Below are 21998 nucleotides of genomic sequence, written 5' to 3' on the forward strand. Positions count from 1 at the left end.
GGTTATGCTTAAAGCATGAGCTAGCCAGCCTCATTTGCCAACTCAAATCGTTGATGCAGCACAAATAAATTAGCCTTAATCACCTCGCCAAACAACGACGAAATACGAGACTATGTAAATCTCATTTAATATTAGTCATTTCTAATATATACTTATCATCAAGCCTAAAGGCACATTAACTAACAACGAGGTTAACTTCTATGACGCTTAACGCTGCGCTTCGCCTATTAGCCGGATCAGTTATTCTTATTAGCCTAGCGCTAGGCACTTATCTCAACCCAGTGTGGTATTACCTCACCGGCTTTGTTGGCCTAAATTTATTGCAATCAGCCTTTACCCAATGGTGTCCCGCCATGACGATTTTTCGGATGTTCAAGCTAAAAGAGCAAACCTGTATAACGGGTATGAGTGTACACCAGGGTGTCCATATTATTGCGGGTTCACTGGTACTGGGCACCGTGGCCGCTTATCTGATTTTTGCTGCACCACAATGGGTGCTATATATCACCACCATCGTCGGTGCCAGTTTGCTGCAATCGGCTTTCACCGGCTGGTGCCCAGCCTTTACTATCGCCTCATTACTGGGCTTTAAGAAAGTCTCATAATCGCGTTATATTAGTGCTCTCAACGCGCTAACAGAACAGCTAAAAATGCCGCCATTGCGGCATTTTTTTATCACTCTTCATTAGATTACCCCCATCAAAACCCGCAGTAACAATAACGCATCACAGTCCCATGATAAGAATGATGAAATAGCCCAGTGCGATACAGGACGAAACATCAGGCTACCGATGAAAAACTTTCATAACAGAAAACCACCTTGCTGCCGATAACCTTCTACCTGACTGGGAGCGGCTGAACACAGCCACCCTGCAACCTTATATATAAAGGAGATGATATGGAGATCAAATCTACAACCCAGACGATCACCGATCAGAGTAAAACCGAGGCTACTCAGGCACAGCAGACTAAGACCGCGCATAATCAAGCGATTTTAGAGGCCTCGTTGGAAGTCAGCATCTCCTCGGGAAATGACTCTTTAGCGCTGCTCTATCGCACCGCCGTAAACGAGCTAAACAACGTCCTCGAAGCGGACCTGGGTGCATCCTCTATTCAGCAAGCCTATGATTCTGGCCTAGACGTCACCCCGGAAGCCACCGCGGAGCGCATTGTGTCATTGAGTGCGGCGTTTTTTAGTAGCTATCAAGAACAACATCCAGAAATGGATAGCCAAACTCAAGCGCAAAGCTTTGTTGACATCATTAGCGGTGGTATTAATCAAGGGTTCGCCGAGGCCCGCGATATTTTAGAAGGACTGCAGGTACTCGATGGTGATATCGCCGCCAATATCGATAAGACCTATGAGCTAGTGCAGGATAAACTCTCTGCTCTCACCGATACCCTGCTGAAACAAACACAAACCTTAGCGGATAGTACTGACGAGCAAGCTTAAACAGGCAGAATAAAGTCGCAGCAGAACTGACTTAAAAAAACCGGGCATCGCCCGGTTTTCTGTTTTACCTCGGAGACAAACTTATCCATTAAAAAGCATAGCGTATGCGACCATAAACATTACTGGCATCTTCAAACTGACCAAAGAAGGTATGCGCCTTAGCCCCTTCAAAGATATTCGCTCCCACGGCGAAACTCAGATTATCACTGTAGCGATAGCTGACCGAAGGTCTGAAGTAATGATCTTCATCACTGGGTGAGTAGAATGCAAACAGTGACCACACCAGGTTATCCTGCCACATTCGGTAGTTCAGTCGCGTTGTATAGAGATAACGGAACTCTTCCGGGTTGTAAGGCGAAGCGGATGCCGCTTCTAGCGCTTGATAGTCTAAGGTCTGCTCAAGATAATACTGTAATCCCAAGGTTAACCTTGGCAGTAGTTCCCGTTCATAACCCAACAAAAAGCGGAACTGACTATTAGGCAACGCAGGATCACTGCCATCACTATCGTCCGCCATATGCCAAGCAACCTCTGCATTGGCTAAACCCGCCCCGAGATTACCCCGCACACTGGCACCCAATACATTCAGACGGCTAAAGATGGCATTTCCGGCATTATCCAAGCCATTCGGTTGCTTCTGAAATCCCCGATAACCATAAAGCGCCCATTCGGTGCTATCAATATTACCGGAGATACGCGCAGCAAACTCGCCATTAGCAAAGCTATTCGCAGGCTCTTGCGCATCGATACGGCCTTGCGGTGCCGCTACATTCTGCCCTGCCTGGGGCGAAAACCATGAATACCGCTCACCATTAATATAGCGATCAGAGGTATAATCCGGCATCCATACCAGATCAATACTGGCAGCATCACCGTAATAACTAGCCTTCGCCGCCAGCACCGGCGCTTTCAGGTATTCGGTATCTCGACCGGAAAAAAACGACTGCCAATCTTTCGGAAATAGATCATTCAAAAACAATAAGTCGCCAGTCCCCCAGGTCAACACCTGCTGACCCAGTTTCAAGTCCGTACGCTCACTCGGGGACAAAGTGTAGGAAGCTTCACGCAGATCGATTCGCCCCCCTCGCTCGACCCCATCCGCGTACACATCGGCCTTCAATGCATAACGGTCATCACCAACAAAGCCGCTGGTTTCTAAGCGTACTCGTAAATCCGCGAGGCTAGCATCATCCATCGGTGAAAAACGCTCATTGAGCGCTGGATCATAACCGACCCGATTGCCTAGCCCAGCTTCAATAAAGCCATGCCAGACCTGAATGCTCGCCTCAGCACTACTGTCTTCACTCCAGCTATCATCACCCCACCCATCGTCGCCCCAGTCTTGCTCACTCGGCGCGGACCCGACAGGTACATCCTCTTGCGCCATCACCTCAGCAGCAAAAACCAATGCCATCGACAACACGATACTTTTTATCGGCATATTCATATCCTGCCTACTCATGACGCTGGACGTTTAAGCCACTGACGGGGCGGATTACGCAATGAACGCTCGGAGAAGACCGCACTGTCCATGCCGAGATCATAACGAATAAAGCGAAATTCCATGGTCGTACTGGCGCCACTAACAAGGTCGCTAACCCGCGATTTAGTCACCGTAGGAACACCTTGAATAACCTCGGTTTCCAACACTTCGACCCGACGATACAACTTATCATTGGTATCGTAATAATCGGTTTTCACTGGCAACATCGTGGTTTTATCGATCCATACCCGATAACGACTAAACTCAACTCCACTGGCATCTTTAGGGATGTTATCGAGCACATAATTCTCAGCGGTAATATCCGATAGTTTATGCTGATCCTCTTCAGGATTTCGGCCAGAAACATCTTCATAAAAATAATGGGAACCAACAAAGCTGGTACGTTTATCCCCGGCGGAAATCCGTTTAACGAGGTCGAGTCCCGGTAGATAGAGCCAGCGGTCATCATCTTTCTGGGTATGCTTTTCAACCAAAAAAACCGTATCCCGAACATCCGCAGGGCGACTAAAGGCCACCAAGAACTGCTGATCACCGCCGTCTTCATAATCCCGGCGCAAAATAGTGAACTGACGTTGTTGTTGACGCCCTTGGGAATCTTGAATCAACATCCGCGCTTCAGAGCGGCCATCGGCACCTTGATAATAGGATGCTAGGTTAGCCTGCTTAACGATCTCGTTCACATCAGTAAGATCGGCCGCATTGAGCTGAACCGGCGCACTCAAGGTTAGCCCAATCACTAATGTGGTAAATAGTTGCTTAATCATGAGTTACTCTCCTTTGCTGCGGACTTAACACCAAACAAACTATCTTTATCGTTAATCATCTGCATCACCGCCGGCAATAACATCACGGTGACCACCGCTGACACCGCCATAATGGTGGCTAAGAAGAAGCCCACCGTGATGTAGGGCACCAATGGGGCAAACAACAACGGAGTAAAGCCGATAGCCACCACCACCGCATTACGGCTAATGGCGCGTGAAGGCCCGCGATACACCTCAGCAACGGTTTGCTCCCAGTCACCACATTGACGATAAATCGCCCGAGTGCGTTCCAGAAAGTGGATCGCAAAATCCACCGACAAACCCAATGTCAGTGCCGACAATACGGCTATCGGCATATCATAATCTTTACCGACCAAGCCGATCAGACCATAGATAAACAGAATAGTGACGGTTAACGGCAGCATCGACAACAAACCAATCTTGATCGATCTAAACAGCACCACCATGATCAGCAGCACCATAAAGAACGCGCCTATTAAGCTGCTCAACATGCCGTTAACCATCTCATCCTGCCAGACAACATTAATATAGGTCAGACCCGCCCAGTTTAGGGCAACACCTTCGGGCAGCGGATGCTCGGCCACATAACCATCCACCAGCGCCAACACCCGGCTCATATCCTGATTATCACCGCTGCTAAGTTGTAGCCACAACACGGTCGAACGGAAATCCGGTGTCACCATATGCCATAGATCATCCGGACGATGTGATCCCTGAAAGCTCAACACGGTTTGCGCGGCAGCGGCGGCGCTGGGAGGCAGTTTAAATTGCTCTTCAACCCCTCCGTTAAGCTCCCGATATACGGTTTTCAACAGTGTCGGTAAACCGTTGCTTTTGCCTATATAGTCAGACTGATCCAAGAAGGTCTGCAACTCATCAAGATAGTGCATCGCTGCCGGCGTCAGAAAATACTTGCTGCCTATCTGCGCCTGCTCACTCATCTCTAGCAATGCAAGCCACATCGATTCATGGGCACTATCGTCATAACTCAGCTGATCAAATAAATTGATCAGGCCGTTGGTATATTCGATAAAGCTGTCGGTCTTAACGCTATCCAATTTCTGCTGTAACTCGACCCCCTCTTGCGCCGCGCGACTCAATAATTGCCGCTCTAACTCACCGCGAATATCACTGGTCTTGTCGAGGACTAAAAAGGCGTTATAGGTGCCCGGAAAGTGATGATTCATAACTCGGTCGGCCACCCGTAATGGATGATCCGGTTTAAACCAACGCACAGGATTATCGTTAATTTGAATCTGTGACACACCATAACCACTGCCAACCACAACCAGGATAAACAGCACGAGCAAACCTTTTGCCCGGGCAATCGAGAAACGGCCAATAAAAATCAATAAGCGGCCAAGCAATGACTGGTCATCTTCATCGATATTATGGTCTTTCATCTGCGCCATACGCGCGGGCGAAAGGCTAATAATATAAGCCGGCACCAGTGTAATGGTAAGCAGGAACGCCAGCATAATTCCAAACGCCACATGCAAGCCAAACACCTGTACCGGCGGTATGGGCGTAAACGCCAAAGAGGCAAAGCCTACCGCAGAAGTCACCGAGGTATATAACATGGGTGTAAACAGATGCCCTAGGACCTCTTTCAAAGCGGCTTTAGGATCTTCACCGGGACGATAGCGATCAGCGAACTCCGACAAAATATGCACAGAATCCACCACGGCAATCGGCATCAAGAAGATCGGAATCATCGAACTCATGATATGAACGGTGTAACCCTGCCCGATCAACAGTCCCATCGTGACGATCACAGCGGCCATCGCCACCAGCATCGGCGCAGTGATCAGCAGTAAGCTGCGAAAGAACACCCACATCAGGATAAAAATCATTAACCCAGCCAACGGCGCAGAAATCGCCATTTGCAGAAACATCTCAACACCGAAAGTGTCTTCCGCCACGGGCAAACCGGAAATATAATATTCATTACTGCCGCTGAGAGTCTGAATCTCATTTTGAATCAGTCCCGAAATTCGATAACTTTCCGATTTCTTAATAATCGGCACATAGATTCCAGCCGCCTTACCGTCCCCCGATACCAAGGTATTGTTCAGCAAGGGTAAGCGCTCAACCGAAGCCCGAATTTGTTCGACGCCGGCTTGGTCTTGCGGCACCTGCTTCATCATCCACTCGAAACGAATAGTGCCCGGCCCTTCCTGACTAATATTGTCCACCCGATCGAGTGACATCAGGTCTTGGCTGACCACCCCATCCATCTGCACAATCGCATCGGAAAGCTGCTGTAACTCCGCGAGGCTTTGCGGGTTATAGATGCCCTTAGCTGAGTTATTCACCACCCCAACCACAATCATGTCATGCAGACCAAAACGCTCTTTGACATGATCATGAAACACTCGTGCCTCATTATCAGCAGGCAACATATTTTCGGGATCGGTATCGACTTGAATCGAGGGAATTTGCAATCCCGCTATCAAGGTCAGTAGTAATACGCCCAAAAACACCCACTTAGGGCGATTCATGGACAGATTAACCAGTGAAGTTTGCAGCATCGGTTGTTCCTGTTTTTTATATCGGCACTTTAATGTCACTATTATATTAGTATGTGCTAATATTTAAAAGCACTACATTAGTAAATTGAGATTCAAGCGCTGCTACAGTAGAATAACGGCTCTATTGTCGGGCGTTTGATCAGTTGTTAACGTTCCGTAAAATAATAACAACAGGCGGAATATCGATTGAATACAGCGATCCAACAGATGACTCCCGAAACACTCGCGATGATGAAAGAGAACTCAACCAAAGCCGCCAAACTCATGAAGGCATTGGGCAACGAAAGTCGCCTCTTAATTTTATGCTATCTCGATGGTAAAGAACTTTCGGTTACCGAATTAAACAATTGCCTCGACCTGAGTCAATCCGCGCTATCCCAACACTTAGCCGTGCTGCGCAAGGACGGTTTGGTCAGCACTCGACGCGAGTCACAAACCATCTACTATTCTCTCTCGGGTAATACCGCGACACGTATTATTCATACGCTGCATGAGATGTTTTGCCCCAACGTATAAACACCCACGATCACCAACGCAGGTTGTAAAAACGTTCGGCATAAAAAAACCACCGATAACGGTGGTTTTTTTTACACTGCAATTACCCCTGCAACCGTGTTCGCTGCCAGTCTTCGGTTGGCTCGTTCAACATCATCTCCATTTCCACCACATCTTCTTCCATATTGTAGTGGTTTTTAAAGCCAAGCTTTTGCGCTAGCCCCTGCATGCCTTTATTGGATGTCAGTGTCGACCCCATTAACAGTAGCGTGCCTCGCGCTTTACAATGATCAATAACCTTCTTCATCAGCACCGCACCTAATCCCTCGCCCTGCAGGTCGTCTCGAATGACGACTGAGAACTCAGCACGCACATTATCAGCATCGGTCACCGCCCGAACAACCCCGAGGGTTTCCCAACCGGGCTCACCCTGTTTTGGCGCTGTGACTATGAAAGCCATCTCCCGGTCATAATCAATCTGAGTCCAATTGGCGAGTTCCTGATGGGTCGGTATGCCGCGACTGTAAAAATAGCGTAAGCGAATCGATTCAGGGCTGAGCTTATTATAAAACTCCAAATGGCTCGGCTCATCCTCCCCCCGAATCGCCCGTACAATTGCTTTACGGCCCGATTTACGTAGCGAGATATGCTCACTCAAATACTCAGGATAGGGTGAAATCGCTAAGACCGATGGTTCGCCTAATGACACCGAAACATCGACCGCCAAGACACCCCGCCGATTAACCAGCAGCGGGTTAATCTCCAGCCCTTTAAGGTTGGGCAGTTCGACTACCATCTGTGACAACTTAATCAACAGATCACTGAGCTGTTCCAGATCCCGTTCCAACTGCGTGCTACTCTCTTTTAACACCGAGAACATATGCGAGGTACTGATCAGCCGACGCGCTAGACTCAAATTCAGCGGTGGTAACATCACCTGACGATCCGCCAGCACATCGACCGAATAACCGCCTTTGCCAAACAGCAACAAGGGACCAAATACCGGGTCTCGAGTGATACCCATATTAAACTGCAACGACTGAAATCCACGCTTCATCTGTTGTACACAGAACCCCTTTGGCCCTTCTTCGCCAAAGCGTTCCTGCACCCGAAAAGCCAAATTAGTCGCCGCCTGTCGCACCTCTTCTTCTGAAAACAGATCAAGCGCGAGATCCTTCCAACGTGGTTGAGCGCGATTGTCATAGTTAAAGGGGTAAACATTATCCTTATGCATCACTTTAACGGCGACAGTTCCGCCCAACCGCTTAGCAATCTCAACCACCCCATCAACATCTTCGGCATATTGGCTGTGGGAGACAGGAATATCATATTGATCCAACAGATCGGTCGCTTCACTGTGGCTCAAATAATCACGCCCCTCAGCCAAGGCATTCGCAATCAGGTTTTTCGCCTGTAGATGGTTTTGCTCGTTCGGGTCGACAAAGGGTGCCGGGGTTTGTCGCATCACTTCTTGGTTGCGACGAAACTCCACCATATGCATAAAGGCATCAACCGCCTCTTCCGGAGTAATAAAGGTAGGCAAACCCGCCGCGTTAAAATGATTACGTGATTCGATCGCCGTACTACGCCCCATCCAACAGGTGAGAATATTACGCGGTGTATTGCGAGCGACATTGATGACCGCCTTGGCGGTGTCGGCACCGGGAGCCATGCGAGTCGGCGCATGAATCACCAATACGGCATCTACATTGGGATCTTTCGTTAATAACTGAGTAACTTTAGCAAACCGCTCGGGAGTCGCATCGGCATGCAGATCGATAGGGTTTTTCAGATTCCAGTGGTTATCCAACACCTCTCGCAAAGCACTAACCGTTTCATCACACAGTTGAGACAATTCACCGCCATTGCGCAATAACTGATCGGTCGCCAATGCATTAGGGCCCATACCGTTACAAACCAGCGCTAAGCGCTCACCGCGCATCGGTTTCATTCGCGACAATGTTTCTAACGCGTTATACAGCTGATCGACCGTACTCACTCGCACGACACCGGCACGACGCAGCGCCGCATCATACACAAGGTCTTCATCTTTGATGCCCAAAGCAGGAAGGTGTTCTTTATCTTCGGTGAAGATCATATTGGACTTCAGCACCAGCACCAGTTTATTCCGCGAAGCAGAACGCAGCGAACTCAGCAGGTTGCGGGATGACCCCACGAGGTGATCCAACTGAATCAAAATCGACTGGGTATATGGGTCTTGGGCGTAATAATCAATAATCGACGGCAGGTCGATATCGACCCCCTCACCCAAGGTCAGGAAGTGTGAGAAACCGATCTCTTGACCATTGGCCCAATCGATCATCGCGGTGCCCAACAGGCCGGACTGGCCAACATAACTGACCTTGCCCTTACGGATATTCAGGTGTGAATAGCTGGCATTCATATGATGGCCCGACACCAGCATGCCCATACAATCAGGCCCGAGTATGCGCACACCGTGGGCCTTAGCCGCTTCGGTAATCTCATCACGCATATTTTTACCCATCGGATCACGGGCCCGGGACAAACCGCCGGTGAGGATCATCGCCGCCTTCACCATCTTCAGCCCTAACCTGCGCACTAGATCGGCAACGCTCTCAGGAGGCGAACAAATAATGGCGAGATCGGGCATCTCGGGAAGTTGCGCTAAACCGTTATAGCAGGTGATGCCATGCACCGTATCGTAGCCGCGCTTATTAACCGCCATCAGCTTGCCCTGATAGCCACCCTCAATAAGGTTGTGCAGCACCACGCCGCCCATACTGTTTTCTTTGTCAGAGGCTCCAAACACCGCAATCGATTTAGGTTTAAAAAAGCGTTTGAGATATCGTGTACTCAAGAGACTTACTCCGTAGGCCATTAGAACCGATCAGAAATTTAATCGAACGACAAATGTATATATTCCATATTACGCAGGTGCAGCACAAACATTATTAGCAGAAAAACGTGACTAACATCATAAAGCCCTAACTAAAAGTGTGAAAATACAGTTTAAAGCCACTTTCAGCATCAAATGGAAAGCTACTTTCCAGTTTATTGTAGTCATTATAGAAGGGGTTGCTAATCGTTTAGCTCCCTCAACCGGTTAACGGTGAGGGCTGTAGTAAACGTTAAGAATATCTGCATTATTTTGACTATCTTGGCCTTAGATTTGCTTATTGCTATTGTATTCGATGTTTCGTGACATTTTTCAGAACAAAGGTGATCGATCTGCACAGCGCAATCACACCATAAATGTGAATCTAACAATAAAAGGTAGCACCGATGAAATTCAGCCCTTTGCTAAGCAGTGCAACGTTTCTCTCCCTTCTTGTTGCTGCACCCGCCATGGCACATACCGGCCACGGGGCGGCTACAGGTCTACAGGCAGGACTAACCCATCCGTTTACAGGACTAGATCATATGTTGGCGATGTTAGCCATCGGGGTGTGGGCCGCCATGCAAAAAAAATCACAGCAGCTGAGTATTCCCTTCGCGTTCCTGATTTTTCTGGGAGTTGGCTTTGCCCTCGCGATTAACGGCGCGGTATTACCCTTTATTGAACAAACTATTGCGGCCTCTGTATTAATCGGCGGCCTGATCATTGCCACCACCGCACGCCTGCCTGCGGCTATCAGTCTGACATTAACCATGCTATTTGCCTTGGCTCACGGCCAAGCCCACGGTCTAGAAGCAGCGAGCGACTCAACTCTGCTGTTTGCGTTAGGTTTTATAGGCAGTTCGGCGATATTACATTTCACCGGTATGGTGGCGCTGGCGACAAACCGTTGGATTACCCCACGGATAACCCATTATGCAGGCCTCATGCTTGCGGGCATCGGCAGCTATCTTTTCCTAGCGGCCTGATCTCCTATCCGGCAGGCAGGATGGCCCCTGTCTGCCAGATCTACCTTACGCGTCCCCGTAAGGCCCTGCTGTTTTGATCACCCAAAACAGTTTCTACATCTTTGCCGGGCTCTGCCCGGCTTTTTTTCATCTTGCCCATTGAGCCATAATTAAAAACAGAAGAGTCTGCAGCGTGGTGTTTTACGCCAGCAATTAGTGACCGATGTAACGCCGTCAGGGCCGTATCCAGGAGGCTGAGGCTCCATTAATACAGTAACAGCCCCTCGCATGAACAACTTACGGTAGAGATAACTTAGCTCTCGTCTAGCAATGAAAAAGAGATGAAAGTGGTAAATAACCCTAAGCCAATAATCACCGGCGGAGAGGGTATCGCTAGCATCAACAGAGCTGATCCTAGCCAGATACGATATGCCCAGCGTAAGCGGGCTTTATAGGCCTCGGTAAACTTACGGCGGAAGAAGTGATCTCTATCGGGACGATTATCACGCATCCATTCGGGTAATAGCAGTTGCAGATAAAAGCGTATTAATGCCAACCCCATCGTCTTACTCCTTTAATAAACCTGTATTCAGCTTATCAAAGAATCAGCATTTTGCCCGTTTGAGCCGGCAATACGTAAGGTAATTATAGATCAGCGACACGGTAGAGAATGGCATCGCGATAACCGGTCACGACCCGTATTAATCCTGCAAGCTGATGATTCAATTCAAGATCACCGCTATCAACAATCAGAGGACGTCCCTCTAGCGCCTTTATCTTGCTTTTAGTCGCCACCACAATAATATTTTCACGCCCGAGTCGACGCAGCAGTTCGGGGCTGAGTTGCTGATTACCGCGACCAATAATATGCCCCTGTCCGCCGATCACTGTAATCACCAGTTTAGTATCGTAGCCCGCCGTCATATCCAATAATTGCTGAGCCGTCAGATCCTCACCGATCAACTCACCATTCTCAACCAGGTCGACACCTAATAGGGTGTTTTCCAGCCCAAGGTTATCCATCAATGCCTGCACTGTAGACCCGGAACCCATGATATAGCGCACATCATCGTGCATATTCTCAGCAAAATCGGCAGCGATATCATCCAGTACCAGCTCTTCAACTTCTCGGCCGCCATGTTTGACATGCTGCAAAAAACGCCCCTCTTCCGGTACTAACAGCTCACCATAATATTTGGCCCGCACCTGCCCTGCACGAAACGCTTCTTCATCAATATCCCGAACCTCTTGGTCCGCTAGCGTCACCAGTTCACCGCGCACCAGCATCGCAACCACTTCGCCAGCAGCGCTCGGGGTGACAGCATAAACACCGGAATGTATTTTCACGCCGGCGGGAATTCCCAATACCGGGCTCGAGTCGCCGATCGCATGACAAATATTCCGCGCAGTGCCATCACCACCGGCAAACAGAATCAGATCAACCCCTTGAGCCGCCATGTCTCGAGCCGCCCGTTCAGTATCTTCCGCGCCCGTCTGTCCGGCGGTAATCTGGCCGATCACCTGCGGATCAAACCCTGCTTGTCGGGCACTCTCTTCACCCATCTCACCGGGGTAGGTTAAGATCTCAAGTTCCAGCCCAGTCAGCGCCGCTAATGCCTGCTGCGTGCGTAGATTGGCTTTGGGCTCGGCACCTAGCGACAGTGCCTTCTGGGCCGTCGCGTCACCATCACTGCCCTTTAACGCAACACTGCCACCCACTCCCGCCAAAGGATTCACAATCAAACCAAGCCGAAACATCTATAACTCCTGTCCGGTCTGATCGAGATTACCGGTTTCTACTAATAACTGCTGATAGACAAAGGCCGCGATGATCAGTCGGGTATCTTCATCCAGCTCAAAAAATTTAAATCCGTGATGATATAAACTGCCTGATTCCACCGAGCTACTATGAACATTTCTCAACTCAACAGGCACCAACAACACCTGATCAATATCGCCGATCTGCACCCGCGTGGTGAGATAAAAATGCTCACCCACCTCGCCCAAGGTATAGGGCAATTGCAGGCATAAGCCGCTCTGGCTAATATCCACACAGAGGGCGCTGGCCGGCAGCCCTTCCCGTTCAGACATCTCATCATAGTCATCGATGGAACAACTTAGATTGACGGGCACTCGGCTATGTCCACGAATCCGCTTAGACTCGACCGCTTGAGGGTATTCCAACACCCAATAGCCAAATGGCTGATCATACTGCTTGAGGATTTTGCAGGTCATATTGCAGATACGGTTGCCCGTAATCAAACGCAGACTGGCTAAATTACCCTCATTAATCAGTGTGGGCACGCCACTGGTGGCCGACGGTGCCGAAATCATAATGCCGCCGTTGTCCATATACCCCACCAACCGAGCGGTAAATTTTGCTCGAGGTGAACGGATCTCAACACGAACAGGATCGCCAATCTGCACACGCAGATCCGCTAGTGTTTTTTCCGTTTGAATGGATGCCAGTTTCCGAGCCATTAGACCGTTTCCGCATTCTGAATCATAAAAGTTAAATCACTCAATCGCGCGATTAAAGCAAATCCGCCAACCAATAGCAGCCCAGCAACGCGCAACAGTTTCAACTGACCGGTCAATCGATCACAAACCCCACCGCTTCAAGTTGCGCCAACAGTGATCCAGTGGGTTTCTCACCACACAACTGCGCCGCGACAAACTCCCGTCGCACTGGGTAATGTTTACGCAACTGATCAAACGCCAATGGCTGAGCGGCAACATCGACTAACGACGCCATAAAGCGCTGATGATCAGCCTCCGGTTGATAAATCGCATGGACAATATCGCTGAGGTTCTCTGTGCCCTGCAACTGAACCTGGGGCACGGCCACCTCGGCCAAACAATCCGACAACCTAATCGCCGGATCGATCCCTTGGTGCTGACAAAACGCTTGATAAAGCATCCAGGTACCGCGAATTTTACCATCCAGGGTATAGCCAGCGATATGCGGAGTGCCGATGCGAACCCGTTGCGCTAGTTGACCGTTGACACGAGGCTCATGCTCCCACACATCGAGTAACAAGGTGACATCTGTACGTCTTTCATGCCAAGCCAACAACGCCTCATTATCAATCACCGGGCCTCGACCTGCATTTAACAGCACGGCTGCGGGCCGAATAAGCTCAAGATTCTCAGCATTCAACAGGTGATGGCTCGGATGATTACCAGCGATGGTTAGCGGTGTATGCAAACAGATAATATCCGCCTCTTGCAGTAGTTGTGTCAAAGCGACAAAACCAGCTTCACCGGCATCCGCCCGAGGAGGATCATTTAGCAACAACGGCACACCAAGTCGCTCCAAGCGTTGCTGTAAACGTCGTCCGACATTCCCTACCCCGATGATGCCCACCACCTTATCGGTCAACTCAAAACCTTGCTCACCGGCCACCAGCAACAGATTACTGATCACATACTCAGCGACTGCATCCGCATTACAACCCGGCGCACTGGCAAAACCGATCTGCTGGTGCGCCAACCAAGCGGTATCAATGTGATCTGTACCAATGGTCGCGGTACCAACAAAGCGCACCGGGGTATTTTCAAGCAGTTGCTGATTGACCTGGGTGACGGAGCGCACTAATAAAAGGTCGGCATGTTTTACATCAGCGTGACTCATCGTCCGGCCTGACACCTTATGGATCTCACCTAGATCACCAAATAAGCGCTCCAATGCAGGAATATTTTCGTCGGCAACGATGTTCAGTCTGGATTGTTTCAAAGATCACTCCAAAGGTTATAAAATCAGCTGGTTAAGGGAGGAAACGCCGATTATAATTGCCCGCCTTACGGTTTGACATCATTTCTCGGGAAATAAGTTCAGGTTACTTTTTGATTATTCGTTGGCGCAAGCATCAGGATTATTTTATTGTCCGACTCTATCAGGATCTGATGGGGGACTGGGTGCTGAGCGAATCCTGGAGCAACAGCCAGAATAACAAAGATGCGATCAATCACACCATTTTTCATTGCTATCATGAAGCGCGGGCGCAACTGCGTGAGATCAGTCGTCGCCAGAAAGCCCTCGGCTTTAAAAAAACCGCCACCAAAGAGCAGCAGATCGAACTCGATTTCGGCTAATCCTCTGCACAACACCCCGCTATTAGGCAAATAATTGCCCCGAACAGTTGGCATCCACTGGCTGCAGCGATATATTTCTTCTCTTGTTGCAAAAACATTACAAACATTTCAGTTATTCGTCACTGACGGTATCACGTTATAGCGCCGTTGCGGATGCACTAAGAGAGGTCCTATGAGTAAGTTTGATTTTGCCCCGATGCCCGACAAAGAGGGATTCTTTGGTCATTACGGTGGCCAGATACTTCCCCCAGAACTGAAAAAAGTGATGGATGATATCGATCGGGCTTACGAAGAGATCCGTCATACAGAATCATTTCAAACCGAGTTGATACAACTCAATCAGGATTATGTGGGTCGCCCAAGCCCGGTCTATCATGCGAAACGTCTAAGCGAACAGCTCGGCGGCGCACAGATCTATCTTAAACGTGAAGATCTCAACCACACCGGGGCGCACAAAATTAACCATTGCTTAGGTGAAGCGCTACTGGCCAAGTTCATGGGCAAAAAGAAAGTCATTGCCGAAACCGGTGCTGGCCAACACGGTGTTGCCCTCGCGACGGCTTGTGCTTTAGTGGGCATCCCCTGTGAAATCCATATGGGTCAGGTCGATATTGAGAAAGAACACCCTAATGTCACCAAGATGAAGATCCTCGGCTGTAAACTGGTGCCCGTTACCCGTGGTACTGCCACCCTCAAAGATGCAGTCGATAGCGCCTTTGAAGAATATCTGAAAAACCCGGAAGAGTTCATCTATGCCATCGGCTCCGTGGTTGGCCCGCACCCGTTCCCGAAAATGGTACGTGATTTCCAAAGCATTATTGGCCGCGAAGCGCGTCAGCAGTTTAACGACAGGCATGGCAAAAACCCGGACATTATCACCGCCTGTGTCGGTGGTGGCTCCAATGCGATGGGTCTGTTTACCGCGTTCTTAGACGATGATGATGTTAAAATCGTCGGCGTCGAGCCTGCAGGGAAAGGACTGGATACCAAAGACCACTCCGCTACCTTAACACTAGGCACACCCGGCGAAATCCACGGATTCAAATGCTATGTTCTACAGGATGAGAATGGCGAGCCGCTGCCGGTTCACTCCATCGCATCGGGTCTCGATTACCCCGGTGTCGGCCCACAACACTGCTATCTGAAAGATATCGAACGGGTTGAGTACCAATCCGTCACCGATGACGAATGCCTCAATGCCTTTATGACTCTCTCCCAAGTGGAAGGTATCATTCCGGCACTGGAAAGCGCCCACGCGGTCGCTTGGGCGATGCGTGAAGCACCGAAGCTTGGCAAAGATAAAACCATTCTGGTTAACCTATCCGGCCGTGGTGATAAAGACGCTGACTACGTGGCTGAGAAGCTAGGATTGTAACTTTAGAAAGATACCCTAAAACATAAACGGTTACGCCTGTAGCCGTTTTTTAGTCCTTCTACATTTAGCCCTTCTACATACAACCGCTGTTGTAGGCTGTAGCGGTATAGTGGATGCTAAAGATGAAGTCGCTAAAATCTTTTATGAGTATATAGACCTGCTAAGTAGTGGGCACAAAAAAAGGGCTGTTAAAGGCCCTTATGTCCGCTGATTAAAATACCCTTTAGACACTTACCGCTTCGGCCTCTGGCGCAGCACGAGTGACCGCTTCAGTGCCAGACTTAGCCCCCGCTTCCGTTGTATACCCTTGACTGGTCATAATGATTTCATGATTGCCGGCTTTAAGATTGAAGTACCACTTACCACTCTTTCCTTCAAATACCGTAAACCGTTCTGGCAACACCGAATTTTTCCTGACGGATTCAACACCATTTTTGGCGCTCGCTTTAGCCTTATAGCCTTCAGAAGCACCGATGTTTTCGCCATTCCCCGCCTTTAAACGAAACCTAAACTCACCCGCTTTATCTTCATATATCTCAAATTTTGCAGCCATATCCACACTCCTTACCCTTTATCGTTATTTAGCATTTCGTCAGTACGAGTCATTCGGTATAGCTCAGTTCTGATGATAATGTGTAAAAAACAGCCAAAAATTGATCAATCATTAGTCTATAGCGAGTTTAACGTTGCTCTTTCTCCAACAACGGCTAGGCTTTTTATGCGCTTAAACTGTAGCGCTGGAAATAACGTCTAGGGAGAGCCCGATGCAAGGTTACCGTCAAGATTTTCTGAAAGGCATCGTCTTACCGCTACCCACATTCTCAACAGAGCTATCCCAAGAAGTGCTGGATGTGGGCAAAGTATTCGACTACCCCAACTATTCAATCATTATGAATAGTGCCCAAGTAAAGCGATCAGCCGTGATCGTCTGCCTCAATATTGATCAAAGTAACCTGAAAAATACCACTCGCTCGGATGCCTGGAAAATAGATAATCGTATTGGTTTCAGTCACCAATTGGATAACGCTTATTACGCGAGTAATCCGTGGGATAAAGGCCACATGGCCAAAAGAACCTCGGCAGCACAGGGCGAAACCGCCAGAGATGCTCAATATGCGGCAAATGAAACCTTCTACTACTCAAACAGTTGTTTACAGCATGAAAACCTCAACCGAGATGAGTGGCGCGGTTTAGAGGATTGGGTTTTCGATCTCGATCTTGATACCGATGGCAAAATCACCTCATTCTCGGGACCTTTTTACGGCGCAAACGATAGGACGGTAAGACCTTCAGGTAGAGAAACCGCGTTAATTCCCGCCGGCTTTTTTAAGATTGTTTGTTTCATCAATAAAAACACCAATAGCCTCGACGTACGTGCCTTTATTATTTATCAAGATGAAGAGGCCCTGAGCGATAAAAAAGGACGGTCCCGTTACAATAACCAACACTATCAAGTGACCGTGAGTGAGATTGAGGCGCTAACCGGTTTACGTTTCGATAACCGAATTTATCAAGCCAACCCATTGTATTACACCGGCGATCATGTCACCGCTGAAGAGAATGTCAGTCATTTTCCAGAGAATATTGAAATAGCTAAACCCGCCGATATCCTAGCCAAAGGACAAACTCGGCAAACGGTTCATGATGATATTTGTGATATTTTCATCTGTGCCGCATTAGTTGACCCCGTCGGAACTGATTCGGGTCATGAATGGGTTAGCTTGATAAATCTTGGCGCAACAGAGATTGACCTTGCCGGCTGGCAACTCGCGGATAACTCAGATAGAAGCATCCCTTTAACCAGCCTAATTGATAACACCCTCTTACAACCGGGCTGCTCCGTTATACTGAGAAAGCTATCGCCATTAAGGCTGTCCAATAAGGGTGATATTATCAAATTGTATGATCAACAGGGCGCCAGAATTGACTGGGTCAACTACACAGAAGAGATGGTAGCAAAAGGCAAACCGGTGCTCTTTCTAAGCCCACGGGATACCCTCAATATCTGAACCGACCGACACCAATCAATACACAGCGCTCAGGGCTGGGGAATCAATAATGCCCCACCCTTTGCGATAATTTGCGATAACAACGCTTTAGCTCGAGGTTTTACCCTGACTCTTGTTAGCTTTGTCTTGCATCGCTTGCAGCTCTTTCTCTGTTTTTAGGCGACATACCGCCAACTGCTCTAAACGCATTTTTTTAATGGCGGCTAACGGATCATCAACCTGTTTGTGCCGTTGCTCGTCATCATAGCTAAAACTATCATCGGTTGGATGATCGGCCTTATTGTCAGTTGCCATAACCCTCTACTCTTTTGTGCCACGCTTTTGTGCAAAGCTTTAGTGCTGTGCTTTTTTGCTGCTCTTTGGCGCGGCTTTTTTAAGGTTTTGATACGCTGTTAATTTAATCCATTAAAAGCATCACGAGTATAGTTCTCGACCCCATTAGCCGTCACGCAGACATTATCTTCAACACGAATGCCTCCCCAAGGTATCAGTTGGTTTACTAACGCCCAGTTGATGTGATTGGCTAGCGCGGTAGCTTTCAACTGCTCCAGCAGTAAGGGAATAAAATATAAGCCCGGCTCAATCGTCACGACCATATTTTCAGTCAGCGTTCGCGTTAAGCGTAAAAAGGGATGCGGCTCCGGCGGTGCGGCCATTAGGCCATGCTTGTCCTGCTGCCAACCACCGATATCATGCACCTGTATGCCTAATAAATGGCCTAATCCATGCGGATAAAAAGTGCGGGTGATGATCAGTTGATCAAAAGGACTGAGCAGCGAATTATGCTTAACAATGCCGGCATCAGACAGCATCAAAAACAGCTGCTGATGCATCGTTTCATGGAGCGTAACAAACGAGATACCCGGCTTAATGGTTTCAATCAGCGCCTGTTGTGCTTGATCCATCGCAGACAACAACGCTTGAAAGTCCTGATTACCTTGGCTTACCGTGCGGGTAATATCGGCGACATAACCGTGATATACCGCCCCTCCATCAACCAATAAAGTACGCATCTGTGGGGGAGCAACACGATCTTTATACTGATAATGCAATACCGCAGCATGTTCATTAAGGCCGACGATATTGCTGTACGGTAACTCTTTTTCAAGATGAACCGTGGCACTCAGATAACCTTGGTGCAATTCAAACTCACTCAATCCTGCTAAGAAACCACGCTGAGTAGAACGATGCCCTTTAACGGCGATAGCGTTAGCTTCACGAATGCAGTGCTGCTCCCATGCCGTTTTCTCGGCGCGTCGATAGTGCAAGGCGTGCATCAATGCTTCGGGATTATGCTGCACCTTGCACTGTAAAAACTCGATATAATTTTCAGCGATCAAAGCAACCTCACCCTTGACCTTCATCTGCTTTATCTGAGCGGCGCGGTCCGTATATAACTGCACATCAAATAGCTCACACCAAAAGTCCGTGGGCGTTGATGCGGTCATATGCCAAAAATCATCCGGCGAGTAGATATATAAACTCGGCTTACTACCGGGTTTGATGAGCAGCCAACATTCGGGATGTTCGGTTAGAAACGGCATCCAGTGTACAAAGTGTGGATTGGGCTTAAACGCTGGGGCATAGTCATCGAGAAAGTAGTTTTTACTCCTGCCTGAGTGAATCAGCAGGGCATCCAGCGCCTCTTGCGCTAATAGATCGGCACTGCGTTGTTGCAGAATCGCTAAGTGATCTTTAAACAGAAACTCTGTCATTAATTCGGCACCTCTATAAGACCATCGGTTTCTAGCTCTTCACTCAGCTTTCGCCAAAAAGAATCGAGCGTTGTACGGTGGCTATTTTTTAAACGGTATAAACGAATTTGTAACGGGATATTCCATTGTTCATCCCCTGCCAAGGCAAGGCTGTTATACGCCAAGCTCTCATTCACCAGACGCTTCAGCAACCACCCCACACCAAAGCCCTCTTTTACCATCGCTTTAACATTCACCGAGTGCATATTTTCATTAATCGTCACTAGATGAGGCTGCTGCTCTACCTGCAATAGCGAATGATCAACCAATGGCCTTAAATATGAGCTAGCGTGATAGTTGATATAAGGAAGCGGATTACGGGAGCTGCCCGGTAGCTGAAACAGAGGCTGATTATCCTCCCCTAATCCTGTAACCGGCACTAACTCCTCCTCACAGACGACGATGTGTTCAAATTCCGGCCCTTCCAGCTCTTGAAATACATGGGTCAATGGATGCCAGTAACACAACACCAGATCGCACTGCCCCTGTGTTAGAGCGGTGACAAAATCACTGGCGGCCCAAGAGGTTGAATTCAGGTTCAAATCTACAGGCGTGCTGTGCCGCTCAGAAGCCGGCATTAACCAGTTGCGATAAAATAGCAAATACAGGGTTTGGGTGGTGGCAAACCGCAAACGGCTTTCGACTTGTTTGCGTATTTCTCGGCATTGCGATTTGGTCTCGCGTGCAATACGCGACATATTCTCAGCGCCTGATAGAAACACCTCACCGGCGGGCGTTAAGCTCAATGGCAGGGTATTTCGATCAATCAGTGTGACCCCCATCTCATCCTCAAGCAACTTAATGCGACGACTCAAGGTTGGCTGAGTGACATTGCATTCCTCCGCTGCTCGTGAGAAATGGCGTGTACGAGCCAAGGCGATAAAATCATCGAGCCACCTCAGTTCCATGCGCTATATGCTCCGAACATTATCCACCCCACATCCCTATCCCTATCCCTAATGTTATTAGCGCGTCGCCAGCCAATCTTGAATGGGATGCAATATAGACGCACCCAGTTTTCGAGAACGTTCAGGAGACCAACCATAAACAGGGTCTGGACGTTTATCGTAATCCTTAAACGGCATCTCTATCGTCATCGCTGGGCACTTAAAATGGTGGCCAACCCAAAATGAACCCACCGTCAGGGTCTCTGGGCCAAACTTGCCGGGCTCATATCCCCGGTCCATTTGGAAATCTGGGTTAACACGACAAAGCTCTGCAACAAACTGCGCTTCTTCAGCTAAGATTTTATCCGTCACATCGGGCGCGCCTGCTTGCCCAGCAATGAAATTACACGGTAACGCTTCATCACCATGAATATCAAGGAACAGATCGACACCATGAACCATCATCTGATCTCTGACAAATAAAATTTCAGGGCTTTTTTCTAAGCTCGGTGTTTGCCATTCTCGGTTGAGGTTAGCGCCGGCAGCGTTAGTACGCAGGTGCCCTCGAACAGAGCCATCAGGATTCATATTCGGCACCAGCCAAAAAACACAACGCTCTAATAACCAATTGACCAGTGCATCGTCTTCGTCAAGCAAACGCTCTAACACCCCTTCGACAAACCACTCTGCCATGGTTTCGCCTGGATGCTGGCGTGCCGTTATCCAGATATTCATTCGATGGTCAGCGGCTGATTCATCGGGCGCTATACGCAACAGATTAATATCTCGACCATCTATTGTACTGCCAATATCGACAACCTCACAGCGCCAAGACTGCTGCGCCGCAGCGATTAAATCAAGATGCTGTTCAAAGCTATAAGGGGCAAAATACGCATAATAAATACTGTTTTGATCTGGTGTATGCTCAATGATCAATTCACCATTTTCATAGACGGTCGGCACCCGGAACCAGGTTTGACGATCATAAGAAGCCACCGCTTTATAATCATCCCAACCATCGGGATAAGCCGCCTCACCAGCATTCACTAGACGCATTCTCAGCGCTTCACCTTGACCGCCTTGCACGCGAAAATAGAACCACTGAAAAAAGTCAGAATGCTGATCTTTGCGAATGCTAAGCTGAATATTTTGTAACGATGAAGCTTCGACAACCTCGATATTGCCCGCATCAAACTGGCTGCTGATCTTGAGCATGCTCATGCCTATATAAAAAGGGTTATAACAATTTTTTAAAAACAAGTAGCGCGATATTTAAACGTCATTA

20 protein-coding genes are annotated in these 21998 nt (G+C 48.6%); 7 read left to right on the forward strand and 13 right to left on the reverse strand.

From position 1 onward, the window contains the following. The first annotated feature begins 200 nt into the window (after positions 1 to 200). Both AC0L4K_RS11090 and AC0L4K_RS11095 read left to right on the forward strand, forming a co-directional pair. On the forward strand, positions 201 to 605 hold the full coding sequence (locus tag AC0L4K_RS11090; RefSeq protein ID WP_473266130.1) for a YgaP family membrane protein: 405 nt from the start codon (positions 201 to 203) through the stop codon (positions 603 to 605). A gap of 293 nt (positions 606 to 898) precedes the next feature. Beyond that, positions 899 to 1453, forward strand: a complete 555-nt coding sequence (locus AC0L4K_RS11095) for a DUF5610 domain-containing protein (RefSeq protein WP_417222380.1) — start codon at positions 899 to 901, stop codon at positions 1451 to 1453. Positions 1454 to 1541: 88 nt separating this feature from the next. On the opposite strand, the gene AC0L4K_RS11100 is transcribed toward AC0L4K_RS11095, so the two are convergent. Genes AC0L4K_RS11100 through AC0L4K_RS11110 form a run of 3 tightly spaced genes read right to left on the reverse strand, consistent with a single transcriptional unit; the run spans position 1542 to position 6273 of the window. Beyond that, complete coding sequence (locus AC0L4K_RS11100; protein WP_473266131.1) at positions 1542 to 2894, reverse strand: hypothetical protein; 1353 nt, start codon at positions 2892 to 2894, stop codon at positions 1542 to 1544. Positions 2895 to 2911: 17 nt separating this feature from the next. Next, on the reverse strand, positions 2912 to 3721 hold the full coding sequence (locus AC0L4K_RS11105; RefSeq protein WP_473266133.1) for an outer membrane lipoprotein-sorting protein: 810 nt from the start codon (positions 3719 to 3721) through the stop codon (positions 2912 to 2914). After that, complete coding sequence (locus AC0L4K_RS11110; RefSeq protein ID WP_417222373.1) at positions 3718 to 6273, reverse strand: efflux RND transporter permease subunit; 2556 nt, start codon at positions 6271 to 6273, stop codon at positions 3718 to 3720. Before AC0L4K_RS11110 ends, AC0L4K_RS11105 begins: the two co-directional genes overlap by 4 nt. A gap of 207 nt (positions 6274 to 6480) precedes the next feature. Between AC0L4K_RS11110 and AC0L4K_RS11115 the strand changes: the two genes are divergently transcribed. Continuing rightward, a complete protein-coding gene (locus AC0L4K_RS11115) occupies positions 6481 to 6789 on the forward strand; it encodes an ArsR/SmtB family transcription factor (RefSeq protein ID WP_417223374.1) in 309 nt (102 codons plus the stop codon). Positions 6790 to 6871: 82 nt separating this feature from the next. Here AC0L4K_RS11115 and AC0L4K_RS11120 read toward each other — a convergent pair whose 3' ends face one another. Continuing rightward, positions 6872 to 9607, reverse strand: coding sequence for a bifunctional acetate--CoA ligase family protein/GNAT family N-acetyltransferase (locus AC0L4K_RS11120; protein ID WP_417222371.1), 2736 nt, complete (start codon positions 9605 to 9607; stop codon positions 6872 to 6874). Positions 9608 to 10032: 425 nt separating this feature from the next. On the opposite strand from AC0L4K_RS11120, the gene AC0L4K_RS11125 reads away from it, so the two are divergent. Further along, the gene (locus AC0L4K_RS11125) at positions 10033 to 10614 is read left to right on the forward strand and encodes a HupE/UreJ family protein (RefSeq protein ID WP_473266137.1); all 582 of its coding nucleotides are present in this window, start codon (positions 10033 to 10035) and stop codon (positions 10612 to 10614) included. Between the two features lie 292 nt (positions 10615 to 10906). On the opposite strand, the gene AC0L4K_RS11130 is transcribed toward AC0L4K_RS11125, so the two are convergent. The 4 genes from AC0L4K_RS11130 to pdxB form a co-directional block, all read right to left on the reverse strand. Then, positions 10907 to 11155: a hypothetical protein gene (locus tag AC0L4K_RS11130; RefSeq protein ID WP_417222367.1), complete on the reverse strand. Its 249-nt coding sequence runs from the start codon at positions 11153 to 11155 to the stop codon at positions 10907 to 10909. Positions 11156 to 11238: 83 nt separating this feature from the next. Further along, entirely contained in the window at positions 11239 to 12351 is a 1113-nt protein-coding gene (locus AC0L4K_RS11135; RefSeq protein ID WP_473266139.1) for an ATP-NAD kinase family protein, read from the reverse strand. After that, entirely contained in the window at positions 12352 to 13074 is a 723-nt protein-coding gene (locus AC0L4K_RS11140) for a flagellar brake protein (RefSeq protein WP_473266141.1), read from the reverse strand. Between the two features lie 112 nt (positions 13075 to 13186). Next, positions 13187 to 14329 (reverse strand): 4-phosphoerythronate dehydrogenase PdxB, encoded by a 1143-nt coding sequence (gene pdxB / locus AC0L4K_RS11145; protein ID WP_417222360.1) that lies wholly within the window; start codon positions 14327 to 14329, stop codon positions 13187 to 13189. A 110-nt stretch (positions 14330 to 14439) separates the two neighbouring features. Between pdxB and AC0L4K_RS11150 the strand changes: the two genes are divergently transcribed. Both AC0L4K_RS11150 and trpB read left to right on the forward strand, forming a co-directional pair. Continuing rightward, positions 14440 to 14688, forward strand: coding sequence for a hypothetical protein (locus AC0L4K_RS11150; protein WP_417222357.1), 249 nt, complete (start codon positions 14440 to 14442; stop codon positions 14686 to 14688). Between the two features lie 172 nt (positions 14689 to 14860). After that, positions 14861 to 16063 carry a tryptophan synthase subunit beta gene (gene trpB / locus AC0L4K_RS11155; RefSeq protein WP_473266142.1) on the forward strand — a complete coding sequence of 401 codons (1203 nt, stop codon included), beginning with the start codon at positions 14861 to 14863 and terminating at the stop codon, positions 16061 to 16063. Between the two features lie 223 nt (positions 16064 to 16286). Here the strand turns inward: trpB and AC0L4K_RS11160 are convergent, their stop codons facing one another. Further along, positions 16287 to 16616, reverse strand: coding sequence for a YegP family protein (locus AC0L4K_RS11160; RefSeq protein WP_417222354.1), 330 nt, complete (start codon positions 16614 to 16616; stop codon positions 16287 to 16289). A gap of 211 nt (positions 16617 to 16827) precedes the next feature. Between AC0L4K_RS11160 and AC0L4K_RS11165 the strand changes: the two genes are divergently transcribed. Next, positions 16828 to 18072, forward strand: coding sequence for a DNA/RNA non-specific endonuclease (locus AC0L4K_RS11165; RefSeq protein ID WP_473266144.1), 1245 nt, complete (start codon positions 16828 to 16830; stop codon positions 18070 to 18072). Positions 18073 to 18159: 87 nt separating this feature from the next. On the opposite strand, the gene AC0L4K_RS11170 is transcribed toward AC0L4K_RS11165, so the two are convergent. The 4 genes from AC0L4K_RS11170 to AC0L4K_RS11185 form a co-directional block, all read right to left on the reverse strand. Further along, positions 18160 to 18366, reverse strand: a complete 207-nt coding sequence (locus AC0L4K_RS11170; protein WP_417222350.1) for a hypothetical protein — start codon at positions 18364 to 18366, stop codon at positions 18160 to 18162. A 98-nt stretch (positions 18367 to 18464) separates the two neighbouring features. Next, positions 18465 to 19787: a Xaa-Pro dipeptidase gene (gene pepQ, locus AC0L4K_RS11175; RefSeq protein ID WP_473266146.1), complete on the reverse strand. Its 1323-nt coding sequence runs from the start codon at positions 19785 to 19787 to the stop codon at positions 18465 to 18467. Continuing rightward, complete coding sequence (locus AC0L4K_RS11180) at positions 19787 to 20734, reverse strand: LysR family transcriptional regulator (protein ID WP_473266148.1); 948 nt, start codon at positions 20732 to 20734, stop codon at positions 19787 to 19789. The genes pepQ and AC0L4K_RS11180 overlap by 1 nt, the downstream gene beginning before the upstream one ends. A 57-nt stretch (positions 20735 to 20791) precedes the next feature. After that, positions 20792 to 21928, reverse strand: a complete 1137-nt coding sequence (locus AC0L4K_RS11185) for a M14 family metallopeptidase (protein ID WP_473266150.1) — start codon at positions 21926 to 21928, stop codon at positions 20792 to 20794. Positions 21929 to 21998 lie beyond the last annotated feature (70 nt).

It is taken from the genome of Amphritea sp. GJ51-11, from assembly GCF_055808735.1.